This is a genomic window from Streptomyces sp. P9-A4 (genome assembly GCF_036634195.1).
Taxonomy (GTDB): domain Bacteria; phylum Actinomycetota; class Actinomycetes; order Streptomycetales; family Streptomycetaceae; genus Streptomyces.
In genome coordinates this window covers 835,592-852,812 of record NZ_JAZIFY010000001.1, presented here as the reverse complement: position 1 = coordinate 852,812, position 17,221 = coordinate 835,592, and the positions used below count along the sequence as shown (strand labels likewise).

At 74.5% G+C, this 17,221-nt stretch carries 14 protein-coding genes; 5 read left to right on the top strand and 9 right to left on the bottom strand.

All coding sequences use genetic code 11. The annotated features are described in order from the left end of the window. Positions 1 to 2: 2 nt before the first annotated feature. From V4Y03_RS03660 to V4Y03_RS03645, 4 genes are all read right to left on the bottom strand, one after another. Positions 3 to 1,424, bottom strand: coding sequence for an SWIM zinc finger family protein (locus V4Y03_RS03660; protein WP_332433973.1), 1,422 nt, complete (start codon positions 1,422 to 1,424; stop codon positions 3 to 5). A 69-nt stretch (positions 1,425 to 1,493) separates the two neighbouring features. Beyond that, a complete protein-coding gene (locus V4Y03_RS03655) occupies positions 1,494 to 3,128 on the bottom strand; it encodes an alkaline phosphatase D family protein (protein WP_332433972.1) in 1,635 nt (544 codons plus the stop codon). Positions 3,129 to 3,361: 233 nt separating this feature from the next. Then, positions 3,362 to 4,864, bottom strand: a complete 1,503-nt coding sequence (gene pdxR, locus V4Y03_RS03650; RefSeq protein WP_332433971.1) for a MocR-like pyridoxine biosynthesis transcription factor PdxR — start codon at positions 4,862 to 4,864, stop codon at positions 3,362 to 3,364. Positions 4,865 to 5,062: 198 nt separating this feature from the next. Continuing rightward, complete coding sequence (locus tag V4Y03_RS03645; RefSeq protein ID WP_317874413.1) at positions 5,063 to 6,094, bottom strand: saccharopine dehydrogenase family protein; 1,032 nt, start codon at positions 6,092 to 6,094, stop codon at positions 5,063 to 5,065. Positions 6,095 to 6,205: 111 nt separating this feature from the next. On the opposite strand from V4Y03_RS03645, the gene V4Y03_RS03640 reads away from it, so the two are divergent. Continuing rightward, positions 6,206 to 7,210, top strand: coding sequence for a helix-turn-helix domain-containing protein (locus V4Y03_RS03640; RefSeq protein ID WP_332433970.1), 1,005 nt, complete (start codon positions 6,206 to 6,208; stop codon positions 7,208 to 7,210). Positions 7,211 to 8,137: 927 nt separating this feature from the next. On the opposite strand, the gene V4Y03_RS03630 is transcribed toward V4Y03_RS03640, so the two are convergent. After that, a complete protein-coding gene (locus tag V4Y03_RS03630) occupies positions 8,138 to 8,971 on the bottom strand; it encodes an alpha/beta fold hydrolase (protein ID WP_332433969.1) in 834 nt (277 codons plus the stop codon). A gap of 148 nt (positions 8,972 to 9,119) precedes the next feature. Between V4Y03_RS03630 and V4Y03_RS03625 the strand changes: the two genes are divergently transcribed. Both V4Y03_RS03625 and V4Y03_RS03620 read left to right on the top strand, forming a co-directional pair. Continuing rightward, a complete protein-coding gene (locus V4Y03_RS03625) occupies positions 9,120 to 10,031 on the top strand; it encodes an RNA polymerase sigma-70 factor (protein WP_317874429.1) in 912 nt (303 codons plus the stop codon). 288 nt (positions 10,032 to 10,319) lie between these two features. Next, positions 10,320 to 11,060 (top strand): GntR family transcriptional regulator, encoded by a 741-nt coding sequence (locus tag V4Y03_RS03620; protein ID WP_317874416.1) that lies wholly within the window; start codon positions 10,320 to 10,322, stop codon positions 11,058 to 11,060. A gap of 256 nt (positions 11,061 to 11,316) precedes the next feature. Here V4Y03_RS03620 and V4Y03_RS03615 read toward each other — a convergent pair whose 3' ends face one another. Further along, positions 11,317 to 12,474, bottom strand: a complete 1,158-nt coding sequence (locus tag V4Y03_RS03615) for an ROK family transcriptional regulator (RefSeq protein WP_317874417.1) — start codon at positions 12,472 to 12,474, stop codon at positions 11,317 to 11,319. Positions 12,475 to 12,626: 152 nt separating this feature from the next. Between V4Y03_RS03615 and V4Y03_RS03610 the strand changes: the two genes are divergently transcribed. Further along, on the top strand, positions 12,627 to 13,034 hold the full coding sequence (locus V4Y03_RS03610) for a hypothetical protein (protein ID WP_332433968.1): 408 nt from the start codon (positions 12,627 to 12,629) through the stop codon (positions 13,032 to 13,034). Between the two features lie 73 nt (positions 13,035 to 13,107). On the opposite strand, the gene mug is transcribed toward V4Y03_RS03610, so the two are convergent. The 3 genes from mug to V4Y03_RS03595 form a co-directional block, all read right to left on the bottom strand. After that, a complete protein-coding gene (mug, locus tag V4Y03_RS03605; RefSeq protein ID WP_332433967.1) occupies positions 13,108 to 13,599 on the bottom strand; it encodes a G/U mismatch-specific DNA glycosylase in 492 nt (163 codons plus the stop codon). A gap of 62 nt (positions 13,600 to 13,661) precedes the next feature. Further along, a complete protein-coding gene (gene purB / locus V4Y03_RS03600) occupies positions 13,662 to 15,104 on the bottom strand; it encodes an adenylosuccinate lyase (RefSeq protein WP_317876784.1) in 1,443 nt (480 codons plus the stop codon). 96 nt (positions 15,105 to 15,200) lie between these two features. Next, positions 15,201 to 15,983, bottom strand: a complete 783-nt coding sequence (locus V4Y03_RS03595; protein ID WP_332433966.1) for an SGNH/GDSL hydrolase family protein — start codon at positions 15,981 to 15,983, stop codon at positions 15,201 to 15,203. A 64-nt stretch (positions 15,984 to 16,047) separates the two neighbouring features. Between V4Y03_RS03595 and V4Y03_RS03590 the strand changes: the two genes are divergently transcribed. Further along, a complete protein-coding gene (locus V4Y03_RS03590; protein WP_332433965.1) occupies positions 16,048 to 17,172 on the top strand; it encodes a maleylpyruvate isomerase N-terminal domain-containing protein in 1,125 nt (374 codons plus the stop codon). Positions 17,173 to 17,221 lie beyond the last annotated feature (49 nt).

The following is a 17,221-nucleotide window of genomic DNA, read 5'->3' as shown; positions in this document are numbered from 1 at the left end:
CGTCATCGCGCCGCGCCCGGTATCGCTTCCGGCGTCGCTTCCCCAGCCGTGTCCGGCACCGGCCCCGCGGCCGCCGCACCCCGCCGGGCCATCCGGACCGCGAGCGCATGCTTGCACGGGCCCCGCCGCCCCTGGTGGTCCGCCCACCACTGACAGGTGCAGGCGATCACCCCGTCCGCCACCCGCACCCGGTAGCGCCGGTCACCCGAGGCCACCGTCGCCAGGTCCCCGTCCAGCTCCACCGCACCCTCCGTGACCAGCCGGCGGGCGCTCACCAGGCGCGGGTTGTGCCGCTCCGCCCGGTCCGCGTCGTACGGCAGCTCCCGGTGGAAGTACGCCGCGTCCGCCACGTCGTACCCCACCCGGCCCGCCGTACCGAGCCGGGTCAGCGCCCCGCGCACCCGGTCGACGGTGAGCCCCGCCTGCGCCGCCAGATCGGCCGTGTCGATCCTCGGCTCCCAGGCCAGGAGGACCGAGACCAGCTCGGCGTCCTGCGCCGCCTCGTCCGTCGCGAGGGCCTCCAGGACCCCGCCCTCGCCGGAGAACCCCCGCGCGGGGTCGGGTGACAGCGTGAGCGTCAGCCGCATCCCGGGCAGGGTCACCTCCCACGCGCTCGCCGTCGCGAAGGCGCCGTCCGGCACCGGGCCGTACACCCGGAGGCCCGTCGCGTGCCGCAGCACCCGCTCCAGGGCGACCAGCCGGTCCGGCCCCGGCAGACACACCGCACCCGCTCCCGGCCGGGTCGTCGGACGCAGGGTCCGGCCGGACTGCGCGATCCACAGCGGGGCGCGCCCCCGGGACCGGCCACGCGGCAGGGACCGCAGGAACCGGACGGCCTCCGCCCCGGTCAGCTCCGCCCGCAGGTCGAACCGGGCCGAGGCGACCTGCGCCTCGGCGAAGCCCCGCAGCCAGCGGTCCGGCAGCGGGACCTTCTTCTCCACGACAGAGCCGGCGAGGGTTGTCACCGCCATCTCCTCGGGGCCCACCCGCAGATGCAGCGGGTCGTCCCCGGTCATCCGCGACAGCGCGTCGCGCAGCGGGTCGTTGACGTCGACGTTGGTCGTGCCGTGCCCCGTCTCCGTACCGCCGAGTCCCTCGTCGAGCACGTCCAGGCGCGCGTACACCCCGCCGCAGCCGGAGAACGACTCGAACCGCAGCCGGTCGCCGTTCCCCGTCACCACCGGGTCCAGCGAACCCGGCCGCATCCGCTGGTCGTAGCGGGCCGCCGCCACGTCGGCCACCGCGAGCAGCCCGCGCGCGGCGATCTGCGGTGCGGCCAGGAAGCCGGAGAAGAAACGGGGGTGGGCCTCGGCCCCCCGGGGCGTGAGACCCCCCGCCGTCTCCAGACCGAGCAGCCGGCCGGAGCCTGTGGACTCCAGGGCCGACGGGCGGACGTAGGCGAGTGCCTGTACGGATCGCGTCATGGGAATCACGTTAGGCCCCGGCACTGACAATCACCCGAGCGGCATCTCCGTACCGGCTCTGACCAGGTGTTACTGCCCGACGCGGCCCGGCTGGAGCACCTTGCTGAACAGCACCGTCCCGCCCTCGGCCCGCAGACGCACGGTCAGTTCCCCGCTGTGGCCGTCGATGTCGACCTCGCCGAAGTACTGCGGGCTCTCCATCGGCGACACGTTCGCCCGCTCCGGCGCCCGGACGAACACCCGCTCCGGGCCGAAGGTCGCGTCGAGCGCGTTCGCCGGGAAGCCGCCGGCCGCCAGCGGCCCCGACACGAACTCCCAGAAGGGCGCGAAGTCCTGGAACGCCGCCCGCTCCGGCGCGTAGTGCTGCGCCGAGGTGTAGTGGACGTCGGCCGTCAGCCACAGCGTGCCGGTGATCCGCCGGTGCTTGACGAACCGCAGCAGCTCCGCGATCTGGAGTTCCCGGCCGAGCGGGGCACCGGGGTCGCCCTGCGCGACGGCCTCGAAGTTCGCCGCGCCGTCCGTCACGACCAGACCGAGCGGCATGTCCGCGGCGAGCACCTTCCACACCGCGGTGGACGCGGCCAGTTCCCGCTTCAGCCAGGCCAGCTGCTCGGCGCCGAGGATGCCGGTGGTGTCGTCGGTCTGCCGGCCGGGCGAGTTGGCGTTCCGGTACGAGCGCATGTCGAGGACGAACACGTCGAGCAGCGGCCCGTACCGCACCACCCGGTGCATCCGGCCCCCGCGCCCGTTGCCGTGCCCATCGCCGTGCCCGTCACCGCGCGCGTGGAGCGTGGAGACCGGCGTGTACTCGCCGAAGGCGCGCAGGGCACGCGAGGCGAGCACGTCCACGTCCTTCTCCGTGTAGCGCGCGTCGTCCAGGATCTGGCCCGGGTACCAGTTGTTGCGCACCTCGTGGTCGTCCCACTGCACCACCGACGGCACCTGCGCGTTGAACGCCCGGACGTTGTGGTCGAGCAGGTTGTACCGGAAGTTGCCCCGGTACTCGTCGAGCGTCTCCGCGACCTTCGACTTCTCCGGCGTCGTCACGTTCCGCCAGATCCGCCCGTCGGGCAGGGTCACGCTCGGCGGGATGACCCCGTCGGCGTAGATCGAGTCGCCGCTGCACAGGAAGAAGTCCGGGTCGAGACGGCGCATCTCCTCGTACGCGCGGAAGCCGCCGATGTCCGGGTTGATGCCCCAGCCCTGCCCCGCGATGTCCCCCGACCACAGGAAGCGGACGCCGCCCCTGCGCCGCTCGGGAGCCGTCCGGAAGGTGCCGAGGACCGGTTCGCCCGTCCGGCGCGGGTCGTCGGGGTCGACGAGCGTCACACGGTAGTGGACCTGTTCCCCGGCCGGCAGGCCACGCAGCGCGGTGGTGCCGGTGAAGTCCGTGCCCGCACCGATCAGCGGCCCGCGGTGACGGCGCACCCGCCGGAACGAGTCGGTCGCCGAGGTCTCGACGAGCATGCGCGCCGGCCGGTCCGAACGCACCCACACCAGACCCGAGGACGTCGTGACGTCGCCCGTCTGCACGCCCCACTCGGCGCGGGGCCGCCCCGACAGAGCGAACGCCGGGGCGGCGGGAAGGGCTCCGCCGAGAGCGAGCGCGGCGGAGGCGGCCAGCGAGCCGCGCAGCACGTTGCGGCGGGCGGGGGAGGGGGAGGAGAGGGGAGCGGGGGAACTGCCGGGTACGGAAAGGGACATGAAGGGGCCTCCGAGGCGGGTCCGGGCGGGGGCGGTGCGTGGCCCCATGCCTAACGCCCGGGGACGGCGCGCACACGAACCCCGCGTGAACAGATCGGCCGCGCCGGACCCCGCACGAGGGGATCAACCGCGCCGGACCGGTAGAGGGGAATGCCCGCCGCCGGACCCCGTTCCGGGGGATCGCCGACCCGGACCCGTACGGGGATCACCCGCGCCCACCCCCTGTGAGCGCCTCACCCGCCCCCGACCGCCTCCGCCACCAGCCGGATGCCCGTCTCCACCGCCGCCGGCGCCAGGTGCGCGTACCCGATGACCAGACGTACGTCCCCGTCCGTGGGCCGTGCCGTGCCGTACTCCGCCAGGGGCCGCAGCGCCACCCCGGCCTCCGCCGCCCGCGCCAGGAACCGTTCCGGAGGGCCGAAACACCCCGGTACGCGCGCGATGACGTGCAGTCCGGCCGCGATGCCACTCACCCGCGTGCCCGGCAGGTGCTCCGCCAGCGCGGCGAGGAGGGCGTCCCGCCGCTCCCGGTAGGCGCGCTGACAGCGGCGCAGCTGCCGGTCGTACCCGCCGCCCGTCACGAGCTCGGCGAGCACCGCCTGGTCGAGCACCGGGTTGCCGAGGTCCATCGTCCGCTTGCGCTCGACGACCTCACCGAGCAGCGCCTCGGGGACGAGCATCCAGCCGAGCCGCAGACCGGGCGCGAGCGACTTGCTGACCGAGCCCGCGTAGACCACCCGCTCGGGATCGAGGCCCTGGAGCGCGCCGACCGGCGCCCGGTCGTACCGGAAGTCGCCGTCGTAGTCGTCCTCCAGGACGTACCCGTCGACCTCCCGCGCCCAGTCGAGCAGCGCCGCGCGGCGCCCCGCCGACCAGCTGATCCCGGACGGGAACTGGTGCGAGGGCGTCACGACCACCGCACGCACCCCCGAGGAGGAGAGCGCGTCGGGCCGCAGGCCCTCCTCGTCCAGCGGCAGCCACACCGTCTCCAGGCCGGTCGAGGCGAACAGCCGTCCGTGCTCCGGGCTGCCCGGGTCCTCCACACCGACCGCGTCGAGCCCTCGCGCGCGCAGCACGAACCCGAGCAGCGTCGACGCCTGCGCCACGCCCGAACAGACCACCAGCCGCTCCGGGTCGGCCACCACACCCCGCCGCCTGGTCAGCATCCCGGCCAACGCCTCCCGCAGCTCGGGCAGGCCCCGGGGGTCCGGGTACCCCAGCGACGGATGGGGGAGCCGCGCCAGGACGGCGCGCTGCGCCGCCGCCCAGGCGGCCCTGGGGAAGAGCGACAGGTCGGGCGTTCCCGGCCGGAAGTCGACCCGGATGTCCGGGTCCGCGTGGGCCGTTCCGAGGGTTCCACGCGTGCGCGTACCCGGGTCCGGAGCGCATCCGCCACGCGTGCGCGTGCCGTGGGCGTTTCCAGGGCCCCGGCCCGCCTCCCCGGTCCGGACGGCGATCCGGCCCCGCGCCGCGTCACCCACCCAGGTGCCCGCGCCCCGGCCGCTGCGGAGGTACCCCTCGGCGGTGAGCTGTTCGTACGCCTCCGTGACGAGCCCGCGCGAGACGCCCAGGTCGGCCGCGAGCTCGCGGGTGGACGGCAGCCGGGTCCCGGCCGCGAGCCGCCCGGAGCGCACCGCCTCGCGCAGCGCCTCCTGGAGGGCCCTGCCACGCCGCCGCGCCGGGGCTCCCACGGCCGGCAGAAGCAGCTCCCAGGCCACCTGCCCCTGGTTCGTCATCTCGCGTGCCCCTCCCGCCCGTACCGCTCCGGGGCCGCTCGTTCCTCCCGGCCGGGGACCATGATGCCGGGCCCGGGGCACAGGGGCGGACCGTACGGGCCGCCTCCGCCGACGGCGAGCCCCGCACCGCCCGCACACACGCGCGGAGGGCCCCGCGGCAGCTCCCACGCGCGCGTGGAGCCCCGCCCCCACCCGCCCCTACGGGTTCATCTCCACCGAGATGTGGGCCGACAGCGCCCGCAGGAAGTCCCGCGCGTCGAAGATCTCGCCCGCCGAGGCGACACCGGTCGTCCTCGTCCGCCCGGTGAGGATCCGGTCGACCGCCTCCACCGCGAGCGGCGCTGTGACGGCGTAGATGTCCTGCCCGGTGGCGACGGCCCGCCGTTCCGCGTCCCCGGAACGCACCACGACGTCCACGAGGAAGGTCTGCGCGGACCGGCCGCGTCCGTCGACCGCGTCCGGCGCCGGCGCGTCCGGTGCCGACAGGTCCTGGGCCGCGTCGACGGCCATGTAGGTGCGCACCTCGGGGATCGCCAGGTGGCTGGGGACGGTCACGACGTCGGCCATGGTGAACTCCCCGATGACCGGCCGCGCGCCCATCGGCGCGGGGAAGGGCCACTCCAGGACCGAGAGCGCGTCGTCGTGGTACTCGAGCCGCCCGCCGGTGTAGCGGACGTGGCGGCCGTCGCGCCGCTCCCGGGAGACCCTGCCCGCGGCGAGGGTTCCGGCCGTGGGGTGCCAACTGCTCAGCCCGTACGCGACGTGCGCCTCGTCGGCCGACGTCCAGTCGCCCATCGCCGCGGTGGCGAGCAGGTCGCCGAGGCCGCCGTAGAAGGCCATCGCGGGGACGACCGCCGTCCCCGCCGCGCGGGCCCGTTCCCCGAACGTCGCGAACGTGTCGGCGTTGGCCTCGATCTCGGCCGCCACGTCCACGTACGGGATCCCGGCGCGCAGCGCGGCCTCGATCACGGGAGCGCCGGTCGCGGCGAAGGGCCCCGCGCAGTTGATCACGGCCGCCGCACCGGCCAGCGCGCGGTCCAGCGAGGCCGGGTCGTCGACCGAGGCCGGTCGCACGTCGAGCCCCGGACGGGCCGCCGCCAGGGTCCGGAGCCGGTCCGCGTCCCGGCCGGAGAGGACCGGGACGAACCCCCGGTCGAGCAGCTCCGCGACCACGAACCGTCCGGTGTGTCCATAGGCGCCGAACACCGTCACCGTGCGTCCCGATTCCATGACTTCTCCCTGTACTCGCGCTGTTCCCGAAACGATCCGTCGTGACCATCCTGGCTCCGGTGGCCGTCCCGTACGAGTGTCCGGAACGACCTCGTGCGTACAATTCCGGACGTGAACACCGTCGCGCTGGCCGTCACCGAGGGAATGCGTCACTTCGAACTGTCCGTGGCGTACGAGGTCTTCGGCACCGCCCCGGCCGGGGTACCCGACCCCTGGTACGACGTCGCCCTCTGCGGGGCGGACGCGGTGCGCGTCGGACGGTTCCGGCTCGACCCCGACGGCGGCTTCGAACGGCTGGCGCGCGCCGGCACGGTCATCGTCCCCGCGCTGGCCGACGCCGACGAGGATCCGCCCGGCGAACTGGTCGACGCGGTGCGCGCGGCCCACGAGGCGGGCGCGCGGGTGGCGTCCCTCTGCACGGGCGCGTTCGTACTGGCCGCCGCCGGGCTCCTGGACGGCCGGCGGGCGACGACGCACTGGGCACACACCGAGGCGCTGGCGGCCCGTCATCCCCGGGTGGAGGTCGACCCGGACGTGCTCTACGTCGACGACGGCAGCGTCCTCACCTCCGCCGGCAAGGCCGCCGCGATGGACCTGTGCCTGCACCTGGTCCGCCTCGACCACGGTTCCGCGGTCGCCAACACGATCGCGCGCAGCCTGGTCGTACCGCCGCACCGCGCGGGCGGCCAGGCCCAGTTCGTCACCGCACCGGTGCCCGTCCAGGACGATCATCCGCTCGCCGCTCTCCTCCCCTGGGCGATCGAACGGCTGGACCGCCCGCTGACCGTGGAGGACCTGGCCCGCCAGGCGCGGATGAGCTCGCGCCACCTGGGCCGCCACTTCCGGGCGGTCACCGGCACCACGCCGCTGCAGTGGCTCCTGATCCAGCGCATCCGGCACGCGCAGGAGCTGCTGGAGTCCACCGACGACAGCGTGGAGTCCGTCGCCGCCGCCACCGGCATGGGCACCGCCGCGACACTACGACGCCACTTCAACCGCACCGTGGGCGTGCCCCCCGACACGTACCGCCGCACCTTCCGCACCCGCACCCGCCCGCCCGCCACCCACCCCGGAACCTCCGGCGGGCCCGGCCCGAAGTGGTCCCCGATGGCGTGACGGAAGTGGACCTTCACCGGGGCCGCCGCGCTTCCTAGCGTCGGAGTCATGAACGCCAACGCCCTGCGCGGGGTCCTCCTCGTGACCCTCGCCTACGCCCTCGTCGGCGCCTCCTTCACCGCGAACAGCCTGCTCGGCGCGTACCCGTACGCCGGCGGCCAGGCGCTGCGCTACGGAGCCGCCTGCCTGCTCCTGATCCCCCTGCTCGGACGTGGCGGGCTCGCCCCGCTGCGGACCCTGACCGCCCGGCACGGGGTGCGTCTCGCGGCACTCGCGGCGGTCGGCATGGTCGGCTTCAACCTGGCGGTCCTCGCCGCCGAGCGGACAGCCGAACCTGCGGTCCCCGGCGTCCTGGTCGGCTGCGCCCCGGTCGTCGTCGCGGTTCTGGTCCCGCTGGCCGAGGGACGCAGGCCCGTCCCCGCCGTGCTGTACGGCGCACTCCTCGTCGCCGCGGGTGCCTTCGCCGTACAGGGCTGGGGGCGCACGGACCCGGTGGGCATCGGATGGTCGGTGGCGGCGCTCGCGGGCGAGGTCGGGTTCACGGTCCTCGCCGTCCCGGTGCTCCGGCTGCTCGGGCCCAAGCTGCTCACGGCCGCCGTCTGCGGGGTCGGCGCCGTCGAGGCGGCGCTCGTGGGGCTGGTCGTCGACGGGGCCGGCTTCGTCCGGCTGCCGACGGCGGTGGAGACCGGCGCCCTGGTCTGGCAGGCGGCCCTGGCCACGGTGGTCGGCTTCGTCCTCTTCTACATGGGCGTCCAGCGCGTCGGCATGGAGCGGGCCACCCTCTTCACCGGGGCCATCCCGATCGCCGCCGCCCTGAGCGCCGTACTGGTCGGGGGCGGGTCCTTCGGCCTCCCGCAGGCGGCCGGCAGCCTGCTCGTGGGGGCCGGCGCCGCCGTCGGCACCGGCCTCTTCACACGACGCCGCCCCTCAGCGGGCGCTCCCGTCGAGGATCACCCGCGCGACGAGAGCCGGGTCGTCGTTCATCGGCACATGGCCGCAGCCGGGCAGCCTGACGAGCCGGGCGCCGGGGATGGTGTGCTTGGCGCGGACGCCCTGCCGGGGAAGGAGCAGCCGGTCGCGGCTGCCCCAGGCCACGGTGACCGGCACCGAGGCGACGTCCTCACGGAACCGCACGTTCCCGCCGGCGGCCAGGGTCTGCCGGAACCCGGTGGCTCCGCGCAGCGCGAGCGTCTCGGCACGGGCGGCCTCGGGTGAACGGCGCCCCGGGCGCGCGTAGATGGTGCTGGTGAGCACCGTGCGCCCGGCGGACGTACGGGAGAGCCGCTCGATCGCCGGTACGGGCAACGACCGGGCCGCGCCCCGCATCGCGCGCAGCGTCGCGAAGGCGTACCGCCGCTCGCCCTCCGACCAGAACCCGGCGGGGGAGAGGGCGGTGACCGAGCGCACCCGCTTCTCCCGGCCGAGCTGAAGGGCGAGCAGTCCGCCGAGCGAGTTCCCCGCCACGTGCGGGCGCTCGACGCCGACGGCCCCGCAGAAGGCGGCGAGCACGCCCCCGACCGTGGACAGGTCGTACGGACAGCCCGGCGGAAGCTCGTCCGAGGCGCCGAAGCCGGGCAGGTCCACGGCGATCACGTCCCGGTCGGCCGCCAGGATGTCCAGGACGGGTTCCCAGGCCTGCCAGTGGTGCCCGATGCCGTGCAGGAGCAGCAGCGGCTCGCCCGCGCCCCGGCGTTCGTACATGAGGGACGCCGTGCGGGGGCCCGCCGGGGTCTCGATCGGGAACGTGATCCGTTCGGGCATGCGGGCTCCCTGTCCTGAAGCTCATCAGACGTCCGGTCAACGAGAATTACCGATGAGTAGCCTGGAGTTCAAGCCCCCGCCCGCAACTGGAGGGACCGGCCTGGACACAACGCCCCCGGTGGGCTGGGATGGGCCGGTGCACACCGAGATCCCGACCGACACCCTGACCGAACTCTTCGAGGAGCACCGCCCGATGCTCCTCGGCGTCGCCTACCGGATGCTCGGCCGCGCCGCCGACGCGGAGGACGTCGTCCAGGAGGCGTGGCTGCGCTGGACCGCCGAGGACCGGGCCGAGGTCCGCGAGCCCCGCGCCTTCCTCGTACGGATCACCACACGGCTCGCCATCGACCGCCTCCGGCAGGCGCAGGTGCGCCGCGAGTCCTACGTCGGCCCGTGGCTGCCCGAGCCGGTCGTCACCGACTTCGGCCCCTCCGTCCCCGACACCGCCGAGCGGGCCCTGCTCGCCGACTCCGTCTCGCTGGCCGTCCTCGTCGTCCTCGAATCGCTCTCCCCGCTGGAGCGGGCCGTGTTCGTGCTGCGCGAGGCCTTCGGCTTCCCGTTCGCGGAGATCGCCACCGCCCTCGACCGCTCCGAGGCGGCCGTGCGCCAGCTCGCCGGGCGCGCCCGGCGCCATGTCGACGAGGGCAGGCCCCGCTACGACGTCGACCCGGCCGAGCGCCGTGACCTCACCGAACGCTTCCTCGCCGCCGCGGCGGGCGGGGACCTCGGCGGACTCCTCGCCCTGCTCGCCCCGGACGTGCGCCTGGTCGGCGACGCGGGCGGCAAGGCCAAGACGCCGCTGCGGATCGTGGAGAGCGCCGACAAGGTGGGCCGCTTCCTCGCCGCCACCTCGTTCAAGGCGGACGAGCGCTTCGAGCTGCGCTTCGTCGAGATCAACGGCGCCCCGGCCCTGCTCGCCCTCGACGGCGGACGGGTCGACACCCTCGTCCAGATCGAGGTGCGCGACGGCCGCATCCAGTGCGTCTACCTGATCCGCAACCCCGACAAGCTCCAGGGCCTGGCCGGTCCCGAGGATCCCGAAGGCGCCGCCGGACTCTGAGGCACCGCGCACCTCACCCCCTCCGAACGATCAGATCACGCCGATCGGCCGGAACTCGCCCCGTCTCCCAACCCGGGAGGCGGGGCCTTTTGCTGCGCGGGGCGCACGGGGGCGCGAACGTCCTGTGAACGATCTAGGTCAGAGGGTCACATTCGGGGGCGTTCGGCGGAGGATTGGTCTTGACCAAGGGGGTGGCTCGCCTTATGGTCGCAGAGTTAGTGCAGGAACCTTTAATAAACAAGGGCGCGGAAAAACGCCGCGGGACACGGCGAATTGCGGAGGATCAGGGTGGGGACCACGCAGCTGGCATCGGTACCGGAGCCGAAGTACCAGCACCTCAAGACAGTGATCGGCGAAGCGCTCGACTCGGACTTCGCCGTAGGGGAGATCCTGCCCAACGAGCGCGAGCTGGCGGCCCGCTTCGGCGTCGCCCGCGCCACGCTCAGGCAGGCCCTGGAGCAGCTGGAGCTGGAAGGCCGGCTGCAGCGCCGCCGCGGCGTCGGCACCACGGTCGCCCCGCCGCGCGTCGGCGTCGACGTCTCCACCACCCAGCACGCCTGGCCCGGTGTCGGCGACGAGGTCTGGGAGCCCCTGGACTCCGCCGCCGACGCGGCCCCGGCCGCCGTCGCGCGGGTCCTGGAGAGCGGCGCCGAGGAGCGGGTGCACATCGTCCGCCGCCTCCGCGTCAGCCAGGGCCAGCCCGTCGCCGCCGAGCTGCTGTACGTGCCCGCCGGCTCCGTGCCCGGCCTCAGCGCCATCGACGCGCCCGCCGGACCTGCCCGCGCCCGCGCCGTGCTGCGCGAACTCCAGCACCTCGCGCTCGACGGCCAGGACCGTTCCGTGGAACTGGGCTCCGCCCGCGCCGACGACGCCAAGGAACTCGACCGCCTGCCCGGCGCGCCCGTTCTCGTGGTGACGACCCGCTACCTCTCCGGAGGGCGTACCGCCGCCGTCTCCGTGGCGACCTACCGCGCCGACACCTGCCGCCTGACCTTCGGCGACTCGGTCGACCTGGTCATGGCCTCGTAACACCCCACGAACACGGGCCGACGGCCCGTCGCCGGGGAACCCCCAGCGACGGGCCGTCACCGTGCCGTCGCGAGGGGTTCCCTAGGGCCTGTCGTCACACTCCCGTCGTCGCCCGAAGGGCGGCCCCGCGGCGTCTGGTGCGTGCTCTCGGCGTGCCGGGCGGAAGCCCTCGTACTGGACGTACTCGGGCTTTCGCCCGGTGCGGCGAGAGCGCGTGCCAGGCGTCGCGGGGCAGGCGGGAGTTTGACGACAGGCCCTAGCGGCGGGCCGTCACCGTGCCGTCGACGGCGAAGAGCTGCTCCTCGACGTGGTCGAGGGCGAGCCGCAGCGCACCCGTGCCCACCGCGGCCTCGCCGAGCAGGGACAGCACCACCCGCGGCGGCCGCAGGCAGAACCGTGCCAGCTCCTCCCGGAGCGGCTGGAGCACGCCGTCGAGACCGGCCGCCCAGCCGCCGACGACCACCAGCTCGGGGTCGATCGCCAGGACCAGCGCCGCCACGTCGTGCACCAGACGCTGGATGAACCGCTCCACCGCCGCCTCGGCCCGCGCGTCGCCCTTCTTGGCCAGCGCGAAGACCTCCGCGACCGCCTGCTCGTCCAGCGGGTGCAGCGGCTCGTCGGTGGTCGAGAGCAGATGCTCGGGGGTGACGCCCCGGCCGAGCAGGTGCAGCGCGCCGATCTCACCGGCGGCGCCGCCGAAACCGCGGTGCAGCCGGCCGCCGATCAGCGAACCGGCCCCCGGGCTCAGCCCGGCGAGCACGAACACGATGTCGTCGGAGTCGGTCGCGGCACCCTTCCAGTGCTCGGCGACGGCCGCCGCGTTGGCGTCGTTCTCCACGATCACCGGGCACCGGAACGAGCGCCGCAGCCGCTCGCCCAGCGCGAGACCCGTCCAGCCCGGCAGCGCCGTGCCGAGCCGGACCGTGCCGTCGGCCTCCACGATGCCGGGGGTGCCGACGCCGACGGCCCGCAGATTGGACCGGGCGACCCCGGCCCTGCGCAGCACGTCGGCCACGACCGTACGCACCCGGTCCAGACGCTCTTCCTCGGGCGCCGACTCCGACACCTCGCGCGAACCGGCGCCGATGATCCGCCCGTCCAGACCGGACAGCAGCGCGGCCACGCGGTGCGGGCCGATCTCGATGCCCAGCAGATGACCGGCCTCCGCGCGGAAGCGGAACCTCCGTGCCGGGCGCCCCTGGCGCCGGACCTCGCCCTCCTCGGGCGCGGCCTCGACGACGAGACCGCCCTCCATGAGCCCCTCGACGACACCCTCGACCGTGGGCCGCGACAGACCGGTGATCCGGGTCAGGTCCGTGAGCGTGGGCGCGTCGGCGCCCCGCAGCGCATGGAGTACCACCGCGGAGTTGATCCGCCGCAGCAGAGACGGATCCCCGCCGGTCAGCCGCCCCACAGTGTGTCCTCCCAGCTCGTGCACCTCTCCGGCGGATGGTACTCAATGGGCCCGGTCGCGGCGAGTGCCGCCCCCGGCCCGCACCGGACCCGGGACCGCCCGCCGCACCTGACGCGGCGCCAACTGTCAGTGGTGGACGCTTTACTGGGTCCATGACCACGGCAGACCATCTCACGGCGATCGACTCGCTCCGGGCGCGCGGATTCGACGGCGGTCCGGGGTTCCACCTGGCGGAACTCGCGACCAGCGAGGACTTCTGGGAGGACGACGGCACGGGCCGGGAGATCGCCGAGGACCAGTACCAAGCGGAACGCGACGGCCTCGCCGTCCTCCTCGCCGCGCGTTGGGGAGAGCCCCGGGAACTCCTCCTCGGCCCGGTCCTGGAGCGGGGTATGGAGGGGGAGCGGATACCCGAACCCTGGTCCACGCTCAGCTGCCACACCCCGGACCTGGTCCTGTGGCGGGTCGACGGGGCCTGGATCGGCCTCGGCGTCTCCCAGTGGGACAAGGAACTGCCGTTCCAGCTCCTCGCCGTGGTGACCACCGTCGACCTGCCCTGAGACATCCCGGCGGGGGCCTGGCCGGCCGTCCGAGCCCGACGGCCCGGTCGGACAACCCGGTCAGGCGGCCCGGTCAGGCGCTCTGCGCGGCCTCCCGGAGGCGGGCGTACTCCTCGGCCATCGTCGCCGCCGTCCAGTGCGCGTTGAGACCGCTCGGATTGGGCAGCGCCCAGACCCGGGTGGTTCCGATCGTCCTCCGCTGCGGCCCGATGACGGCCTTCGGCTCGTCGAAGGCCGTGCGGTACGCCGTGACCCCGACGACCGCGAGCCAGCGCGGCGCCAGCCGCTCCACCTTCCCGGTCAGGATCCGCCCGCCCTCGCGGTACTCCTCGCGGGTCAGCTCGTCGGCCCGCGCGGTCGCCCGCGCCACCACGTTCGTGATCCCGAGGCCGTACGACAGGAGTTCCTCCTGCTCGTCGGGCCGCAGCCGCCTCGGGGTGAACCCGGACAGGTGGAGCACCGGCCAGAAGCGGTTGCCGGGGCGGGCGAAGTGCCGGCCCGTCGCCGCCGTCATCAGACCCGGGTTGATCCCGCAGAACAACACGGAAAGGCCGCCCGCGGCCACGTCGGGAACGACGCGGTCGCGGGCGGCCTCCAGCTGCTCCTTGGTGAACCGGGGGGTCCCGGTCAGAGGATCGCGCCGGGGGCGTACGCGGCGGCCTCCGGGTGCTGCTTGAGGATGTCCTCGACGCGCGCGACCACGGACGCGACCTGGTCGGCGGCGGCACCGGTGAAGGACAGCTTGTCCGCCATCAGCTCGTCGAGCTGCGCCCGGTCCAGCGGGATGCGCTCGTCGGCGGCCAGCTTGTCGAGCAGTTCGTTGCGCTCGGCACCCTGCTCGCGCATCGCGAGGGCGGAGGCGACAGCGTTCTCCTTGATCGCCTCGTGGGCGACCTCGCGGCCGACGCCCGCGCGCACCGCGCCCATGAGGACCTTGGTGGTCGCCAGGAAGGGCAGGTAGCGGTCGAGCTCGCGGGCGACGACGGCCGGGAAGGCGCCGAACTCGTCGAGCACGGTCAGGAAGGTCTCCAGGAGGCCGTCCAGCGCGAAGAACGCGTCGGGCAGCGCGACCCGGCGGACCACGGAGCAGGACACGTCGCCCTCGTTCCACTGGTCGCCGGCCAGCTCGCCGGTCATCGACGCGTAGCCGCGCAGGATGACCATCAGGCCGTTGACGCGCTCGCAGGAGCGGGTGTTCATCTTGTGCGGCATCGCCGAGGAACCGACCTGGCCGGGCTTGAAGCCCTCGGTGACCAGCTCGTGGCCCGCCATCAGGCGGATCGTCTTGGCGATCGACGACGGGGCGGCGGCCAGCTGCACCAGCGAGGTGACCACGTCGTAGTCGAGCGAGCGCGGGTAGACCTGGCCGACCGAGGTGAAGGCGTGTGCGAAGCCGAGGTGACCGGCGATCCGCTGCTCCAGGTCGGCGAGCTTGCCGGCGTCGCCGCCGAGCAGGTCCAGCATGTCCTGGGCGGTGCCGACCGGGCCCTTGATGCCGCGCAGCGGGTAACGGCCGAGCAGCTCCTCCAGGCGTGCGTACGCCACGAGCAGCTCGTCCGCCGCCGTCGCGAAACGCTTGCCGAGGGTGGTCGCCTGGGCGGCGACGTTGTGCGAGCGGCCCGCCATGACCAGCTCCGCGTACTCGGCGGAGAGCTTGCCGAGGCGGCCGAGGACGGCGACCGTACGGTCCCGCATCAGCTCCAGGGAGAGCCGGATCTGCAGCTGCTCGACGTTCTCGGTGAGGTCGCGCGAGGTCATGCCCTTGTGGACGTGCTCGTGGCCGGCGAGGGCGTTGAACTCCTCGATCCGGGCCTTCACGTCGTGCCGGGTGACCTTCTCGCGCTCGGCGATGGAACCGAGGTCGACCTGGTCGAGCACGCGCTCGTAGTCGGCGAGCGCGGCCTCCGGAACCTCGATCCCGAGGTCCTTCTGCGCACGCAGCACGGCGAGCCAGAGCTGACGCTCCAGCTTCACCTTCTGCTCGGGGGACCAGAGGACGGCGAGCTCCGCGGAGGCGTAGCGGCCGGCCAGAACGTTGGGGATGCGGGGCTTCGCAGTGGCAGCAGTCACGTGGAGAGATTCTACTGGCGGTTTCTGCAGGCCAGCGCCACGGTCCGATGTGGAGCTTGCTACGAGACGCAGGTCACGCACGGCCCCGGGCGGCACCTACGGGACGGCCGGAGGCTCGTACGGCAGCAGCTCGGGGCGCTTCGGCGCCCGGCCGTCCCCGGACGATCGGCCCGTCAGCCGCCGGCCGATCCACGGCCCCAGGTGCTCCCGGGCGAACCGGGCGTCGGCGACCCGCCGGCTCGCCCAGCCCGGCTGCGCCGACGGGGGCAGCGGCGTCCGCCAGTCCTCCTCGGGAGCGAGGCCGAGCGCCTGCCACACCGCCTCGGCGACCCGCCGGTGCCCGTCGGCGGTCAGATGGAGCCGGTCCACGTCCCACATCCGCGGGTCCCCGAGCGAAGGGGCCCCGTAGAGGTCCACGACCAGGGCCCCGTGCCGGGCGGCCAGCTCGTCGACATGGGTGAAGAGCTCCTCCATCCGGGGGCGGAAACGCTCCATGACGGGCCCGTTCCGGCCGGGGCTGCGCATCAGGACCAGCTGCCCGCAGGCCGGTGTGAGGCGTTCCACTGCCTCGGTGAGGAGGTCCCGCACCCGCACCATGTCGACCTTGGGGCGGAGGGTGTCGTTCAGGCCGCCGACCAGGGTCACCACATCGGCCTTCATGCCTGCGGCCAGGTCGACTTGCTCCTCGACGATCTGCCCGATGAGCTTGCCCCGCACCGCGAGGTTCGCGTACCGGAAGCCGGGCGCGCGGGTGGCGAGACGGCCCGCGAGGACGTCCGCCCAGCCGCGGTAGGAACCGTCGGGCTTCAGGTCCGACATACCCTCGGTGAAGCTGTCGCCGACGGCGACGAGACTGTTGTACGTGGCATTGATCTCCATGGCGGAGCGATCATACCGCGCGGTATGCGCGGGGCGCCGTGGAGGACCCGGGAGGGGAGACCCGATGAGCGACGCGCTGACCGGCGCACTGGCCGAGGCGCTGACCGAGGCACTGGCCGAGCTGGTGACGGCGGTGGCGACCTGCGACGACGAGGTCCTCGACCCCGACACCGCGGTGAAGTGGCTGAAAGGCACCGGCCACACGCTCGCCGGACTCCCGGCGGCCGAGCGGCGCGCCCTCGACGCACTGTTCCGCACGGTGGCGCTGCGACGGCCGGAGGGCCCGGGCCGGGACGAGCTGCTCGGACTCTCCGAGAGCTTCGGCCTCCTGGAGCCGGTCGACCCGGACGACGCCACCCGCGTCGCTCCCGGGACCGACCCCCGTGCCGCCGCCCCGGGCACGTCCGACCTCGCCCCCCTCGACCCCCACACCGCCGCCTGCGACGCCGTGGCCGCCCACGCCCTGCGCTTCGCCGCCGTCGTCCGGGGCGCCGACCCCGCCACCCCCGTGCCCACCTGCCCCGGCTGGACGCTCGCGGACCTCACCCGGCACCTCGGAGCCGGGCACCGCTGGGCCGAGCACCTGGTGTGGACCCGCGCCACCGTGCGCGTACGGCCCGAGGACGTGCCGCTCGACCTGCCGGCGGAGCCCACCGCGTACCCCGACTGGCTGATCGCCGGGGCCGGGTCCTTCGCCGCGACCCTGCGCGCCGCCGACCCGGACGGGCCGGTCTGGTCCCCCGGCGCCGACCCGCGCGTGCGCTCCTACCCCCGGCGGCTGCTCCGCGAGTCGCTCGTGCACCTCGCCGACGCCGAGATCGCGCTCGGCGGGGAGCCGGGCCCCCTCGACCCCCGTACGGCCGCCGACGCCGTCGACCTCCTCCTCGCCGACCTGCCGTACATCCCGTGGACCGCCGAGCCCCTCGCCCAGCTCGACCACGACGGCGCGGTCATCCGCCTCGCGGCCCGCGACGCGGACACGGTCTGGACGCTCACCCTCGGCGGGGGCGGCTTCACCTGGACGCGCGGCCGGCGGACCGACCCGGGCGTGCCCGCCGTACACGTCGAAGGCGGTACGGGGGACCTGCTGCTCCTCCTGCACCGCAGATACGCCGCCGACGACCCCCGCTTCGACCGCTCGGGGGACCTGGAGCTGCTCGACGCCTGGCTGGCCGCCACCGCGCTCTGAACGCACGGCCGAGGGGCCCCGGAAGACATTCCGGGGCCCCTCGTGTGTG

Bases quoted from the DNA above. Each gene is read 5' to 3' on its own strand.
- V4Y03_RS03590 (WP_332433965.1), top strand. From the start codon at position 16,048: ATGAGCGACGCGCTGACCGGCGCACTGGCCGAGGCGCTGACCGAGGCA.
- V4Y03_RS03645 (WP_317874413.1), bottom strand. From the start codon at position 6,094: ATGGAATCGGGACGCACGGTGACGGTGTTCGGCGCCTATGGACACACC.
- V4Y03_RS03660 (WP_332433973.1), bottom strand. From the start codon at position 1,424: ATGACGCGATCCGTACAGGCACTCGCCTACGTCCGCCCGTCGGCCCTG.
- V4Y03_RS03610 (WP_332433968.1), top strand. From the start codon at position 12,627: ATGACCACGGCAGACCATCTCACGGCGATCGACTCGCTCCGGGCGCGC.
- V4Y03_RS03630 (WP_332433969.1), bottom strand. From the start codon at position 8,971: ATGCCCGAACGGATCACGTTCCCGATCGAGACCCCGGCGGGCCCCCGC.
- V4Y03_RS03655 (WP_332433972.1), bottom strand. From the start codon at position 3,128: ATGTCCCTTTCCGTACCCGGCAGTTCCCCCGCTCCCCTCTCCTCCCCC.
- V4Y03_RS03595 (WP_332433966.1), bottom strand. From the start codon at position 15,983: ATGGAGATCAATGCCACGTACAACAGTCTCGTCGCCGTCGGCGACAGC.
- pdxR (WP_332433971.1), bottom strand. From the start codon at position 4,864: ATGACGAACCAGGGGCAGGTGGCCTGGGAGCTGCTTCTGCCGGCCGTG.